Here is a 4856-nt window from a genome sequence, read left to right on the forward strand (position 1 = left end):
TATCTATATATGACTTAATATCGTCTTTATCAATCCCTCTATTAAAACATTGAGCCATATAATAATATAGATTCATATTAACTTCTTCCTTAAACCCTTCCATAGACTGGCTCAAATTAAGATCAACAATTGCACCTTTTCTTCTATCTATCTTTATATATCCCTCATCCTTTAGAATAGAATAAGCTTTATTAACAGTATGCATATTAACGCCTATATCCTCTGCTAAGGACCTAACTGAAGGTAATTCTTCATTTTTATCAATTTCACCTTTTGCTATACCTTCTATAACTTGATTTTTAATTTGTATATATATAGGTATTTCAGAATCAAAATTAATTCTTAAAATCACCTTATCACCTCTTTCTAAGACTATTAATTTCTTAAAACTTTATTCACAATAGATTTAATAAAATTTCCACATTAACTACATTATATAATAGAAACGTGAAGTATAAAATAATACTTTGCTCCTTTTCACTCAGACTTATATTTTATATAGAATCTGTATTTATAATGCCTGATAAATTCAAATTAATATAAAAATAAATTTATTTCTAATAATAGAAATGGGGCTGTCTCTGAAACAGCCCAATTAAAAACTTAAAATTAATTATTTTTAAAAACTCAATTAGAAGTTTTTCATTAATTTCTCATTTAATTTATCATTATTCACTTTACGTTGTACAACAACATCTATTTTTTAGTTTAGATTTTCAAATTGTTTAACCGATACCTTTGAAAGAATCAAAATAATTATAGCTAATATTATTATTTCAAATATTAAAGCTGAAACTAATAGTAAATTATTATTCGAAATTATATTAAAATACTTTGCAAGTATAGGAATAGCTACTATTCCTGCTGATATTAGCATTTGTATCATAACACTTGCACTTTGTTTTACAACTGCTGTTTCAGATATCCAATGCATATTAGGGAAAAATAAATTAACTACAATTCCTAGTATAGCTACAATTATTGCAAATAATATAGAAATTACAAATAGCCATAAAGCTTGTGTAATACTGAAGTTTAATGAGAAGAAAAATATTATATTACTAATTATTAAAGCAGGAACAACTAATATTAAATTTAATAATATCTTAGCTTTAAATATTTCTAATGGATTAAGTGGACTACTTTTTAATATCCATAAGTTTTTACCTTCCATAGAAATAGATGAATTAGTAGTACAAGAAAGTGATAAAATACCACAAGTAACCGCTATAATCATTAATGGCATTAATTCTCCTACTGATTTCAGCTCAAAAATCATATATATTATATCTTCTCCCATAAACATAGTTGCTACTGCCATAATTAGTAAAAGTACTGGCCCTATTATAGTGTTTAATACATAAATAGGAGATGCAAAATATCTTTTTGCTTCTTTTATTAATAGTGCTTTCGTTATACTTGATGACTTCATAGAAGTAATTTTATAATTATTCTTCTTATAACTTTCTTGAAGTTTTGAGCTTATTTTCTTATATGCCTTATTAAATACAATTATAAAAAACCTGAAAAATCCTATAGAAATTATAAGAAAAATACCTAAGTCTATAATGCTTCCCTCTGCTAATGCTCTTGTTAACATCACTGCTGGGGGGTAAATTTTAAATATAGCATCATTTATTGATGAACTATTTAACAATATTTTTTGTAAAAACTCTCCACTGCTATAAGAGCCTGCAACTATTAATACTACTATTAATAAAGTACCAACTGTAATTACTAAGTTTTTATATTTAAATTTATTTGAAACATAACTAATTCCAAAAGAAATAATTGATGATATTAATAAAGGTATTAGAGGTAAAGTTAAAAATATCAATATTAAATATACAAAAAACAATATTGATGGCTTTGCATAAACAAAATATACTGTAGCTGGTATAACAAAAGTAAATATACTAACTAAGTAATTTATTAATACAAGCTGAAATACTTTAACTATTAAAATATAGCTTCTTTTTATAGGTAAACTCATCAATAAATCATAATCTTTAAAAGAAAATAATACACCTTGCGCTTTATAAATAGATGTAAAAAATATTGTTACTGTAGTTAAAATAATGCTTAATGTTAGTAACATATCTAAAAATCCTATTGTTTTTAACCCATCAGCTAAAAACTTTGAATAAATCACTGATGTAAAAACTATCATAACAGCAGCAAATGTCAGCATTAAAGCTAAAAATATAGACTTATTTCTTTCTTTTTTAGATTTAGAGCTTGTTATTTTATTTATTCCCATACTGTTTATTAATGATATTTTTGTAAGGCTCCATAAATTATTCATTATCTATCAACTCCATAAATATATCTTCTAAGGAACTATTTCCTTTAACTTCTTCCATAGTACCCTTTGAAACTATTTTTCCATCCTTAATAATAGCAACCTTATCACATAACTTTTCAGCAACTTCTAAAACGTGAGTTGAGAAAAATATAGCTGCTCCTTCATTGCATATATTTTTCATTTCTTGCTTTAATAAATGAGAGGCTTTAGGATCTAATCCAACAAAAGGCTCATCTAATATTAATAACTTCGGCTTATGAAGTAAAGCTGAAATAATAGCTAATTTTTGCTTCATACCATGAGAATAAGATGAAATTAAATCTCCTAGTGCACTTGTTATTTCAAATATTTCAGCATACTTTTTTATTTCTCTTTCCCTATCTTCTTTAGAAACCTTATAAATATCTGCAATAAAATTTAAATATTGAATACCTTTTAAAGATTCATATATATCTGGATTATCAGGAATATAAGCAATTTTTTCTTTACAAGCAATAGGATTATTCTTTATAGATATTCCGTCTATTAAAATATCTCCTTCAGTAAAATCTAAAATACCAACTATAGCTTTTATAGTAGTTGTCTTACCGGCACCATTATGTCCAATGAAGGCAAATATTTCTCCTGGATTCACCTCTAAAGATACATTGTCCACTGCTTTTTTTCCGTTTTTATATGCCTTAGAATAATTTATTATATTTAACATCTTGTTACCCCCTCTATTCTATCTGTTATATATATTGTATAACAGATAGAATAGGAATGCAATAATTTTTCGAATTTTCTCTTTACAGCTTATTCATATATGATAAAATTAAATAAGTCGGTATTCTTTGAAACCGAACTTTGCAAAAATTATTTTTTTGCCGAATTATATCCTGTAAGGAATAAGAACGGAGGAGTCAAAATGTTAAACACTCGAGGGGTGGGAAAATCCCATGAAAATGTTAGAAAGATGGTAGTTACAGCTATGCTATCAGGAATTTGTTTATTCTTAGGCTTAACTGGACTTGGTTTTGTACCTTTACCACTTTTCAAACTAACAATCTTACATTTACCAGTTATAATTGGAGCCATAGTTGAAGGTCCTGTTGTAGGGGCATCTATTGGATTTATCTTTGGATTATTTTCAATATATCAAAATATCACAGCTCCAACACCAATGTCACCATTCTTTTATAATCCATTAGTATCTATATTACCTAGAGTACTAATTGGGATAATTGCTTATTATATTTATAAGCTAATAAAATCAAAAATAAAGAATGCAAAAGTATCTATAAGCATTGCAGCAATATGTGGATCTCTAGTTAATACTATTGGAGTTCTTGGCACTATTTACTTAATTTACTTTAAAGACTATGCAGCAATACTTATGGACAAAGGGACTATAACTGATAATTCTTTAAGTGCAGTTACTACTGCTCTACTTACAGTAATAGGTACAAATGGTGTTGCTGAAGCAATATTATCTGCTGTAATTGTTACACCTATAGTAATTGCAATATTCAAAATGCAAAAGAAAAGAATTTAGACATAAAACATAAAATTAAATTAAATTGAATTTACAAGCTCTATGAGGAAAACTTGTTTTATACAAGCTATTCTACATAGGGCTTTTATTAATGAAAAAATGAAAAAATTAAAGAATGAGAAAATTTTTATAAAAATCTTTACAGATTTTTATTAGAGCATCTATAAATAAAGGAGATTTTGCAAAGCAAAATCTCCTTCCTTAATTATTTCATTTCTTCATTTCTTCATTTTTTCATTTTAAAATGCTTCACATTTTAAAACAATAATAAAGATAGACAACTAATCCAACAATCCCCTTATTTGCATTAAATTTAATAGTTTATAAAGACATTTATTACATAACATAATAGCACAAAGTTAAATAAAACTTTGTAACTCAAATTAAGGAGGCGCTTATTATGGCAAGCAGCACAAAATTAGTCCCAGAAGCAAAGAAAGGATTAGCTAAATTCAAAAATGAAGTAGCTGGTGAAATGGGAGTACCTTTCTCAGATTATAATGGTGACCTTTCCTCAAAGCAATGCGGTAGCGTTGGCGGCGAAATGGTTAAGAGAATGGTAGAACAATACGAATCAAAAATAAAATAAATTAATACTATCTAATAATAAAAAAAGCTATGTGTAGGTTATACCTATACATAGCTTTTCCTTTTAAATTAGTTTAAAATCTTAGCTTACAGATTTTCGATAGCAGCTTTTACTGCTTCTACATCTTCATCTGTTCCTTGTCCATTGATTTTACGAAGACAAGTAAGTCCATATTCTTTTTCAATTTTATCAGCTGCAAAACAATATGATTCAGCATGTCTTTCCATACTTCCATTAACAACAAAACCACGAACTAGATCTTTGTGTTCATCTAAAAATGCCCTTGTAATTTGTGTAATTTGACCAAACCCTTCATTACGTGTAATAAGAACACACTCTTCATTTAATGGCTCACTAACGCTTTGTGATGGTCTTCCTAATTTTTCAGCAAATGCTTTTCCAGCACCAAATCTACTATCATATACTAC

Annotated in this window: 6 protein-coding genes; 2 read left to right on the forward strand and 4 right to left on the reverse strand. The window is 26.9% G+C overall.

Annotated elements, in window-relative coordinates; all coding sequences use genetic code 11:
* The 3 genes from E6248_RS13225 to E6248_RS13235 all read right to left on the reverse strand — a co-directional run.
* Positions 1–352 (reverse strand): GntR family transcriptional regulator (locus E6248_RS13225; protein WP_316341261.1); only part of this gene is annotated, 352 nt, incomplete at its 3' end.
* A gap of 351 nt (positions 353–703) precedes the next feature.
* Positions 704–2305, reverse strand: a complete 1602-nt coding sequence (locus tag E6248_RS13230; RefSeq protein WP_316341262.1) for an ABC transporter permease — start codon at positions 2303–2305, stop codon at positions 704–706.
* Complete coding sequence (locus E6248_RS13235) at positions 2298–3011, reverse strand: ABC transporter ATP-binding protein (protein ID WP_316341263.1); 714 nt, start codon at positions 3009–3011, stop codon at positions 2298–2300. The genes E6248_RS13230 and E6248_RS13235 overlap by 8 nt, the downstream gene beginning before the upstream one ends.
* A gap of 201 nt (positions 3012–3212) precedes the next feature.
* Here E6248_RS13235 and E6248_RS13240 point away from each other — a divergent pair, with 201 nt between their 5' ends.
* Complete coding sequence (locus E6248_RS13240) at positions 3213–3839, forward strand: ECF transporter S component (RefSeq protein WP_316341264.1); 627 nt, start codon at positions 3213–3215, stop codon at positions 3837–3839.
* A 400-nt stretch (positions 3840–4239) separates the two neighbouring features.
* Positions 4240–4428, forward strand: coding sequence for an alpha/beta-type small acid-soluble spore protein (locus tag E6248_RS13245; RefSeq protein WP_136006063.1), 189 nt, complete (start codon positions 4240–4242; stop codon positions 4426–4428).
* Positions 4429–4514: 86 nt separating this feature from the next.
* On the opposite strand, the gene E6248_RS13250 is transcribed toward E6248_RS13245, so the two are convergent.
* Positions 4515–4856: class Ib ribonucleoside-diphosphate reductase assembly flavoprotein NrdI (locus tag E6248_RS13250; protein ID WP_316341265.1), on the reverse strand; the 342-nt coding region annotated here is incomplete at its 5' end.

The organism is Clostridium sp. (genome assembly GCF_032552055.1).
Taxonomy (GTDB): domain Bacteria; phylum Bacillota; class Clostridia; order Clostridiales; family Clostridiaceae; genus Clostridium.

What these genes read in the sequence shown, in the direction of transcription:
- E6248_RS13230 (WP_316341262.1), bottom strand. Translation starts at nt 2,305, where the DNA reads ATGAATAATTTATGGAGCCTTACAAAAATATCATTAATAAACAGTATG.
- E6248_RS13235 (WP_316341263.1), bottom strand. Translation starts at nt 3,011, where the DNA reads ATGTTAAATATAATAAATTATTCTAAGGCATATAAAAACGGAAAAAAA.
- E6248_RS13240 (WP_316341264.1), top strand. Translation starts at nt 3,213, where the DNA reads ATGTTAAACACTCGAGGGGTGGGAAAATCCCATGAAAATGTTAGAAAG.
- E6248_RS13245 (WP_136006063.1), top strand. Translation starts at nt 4,240, where the DNA reads ATGGCAAGCAGCACAAAATTAGTCCCAGAAGCAAAGAAAGGATTAGCT.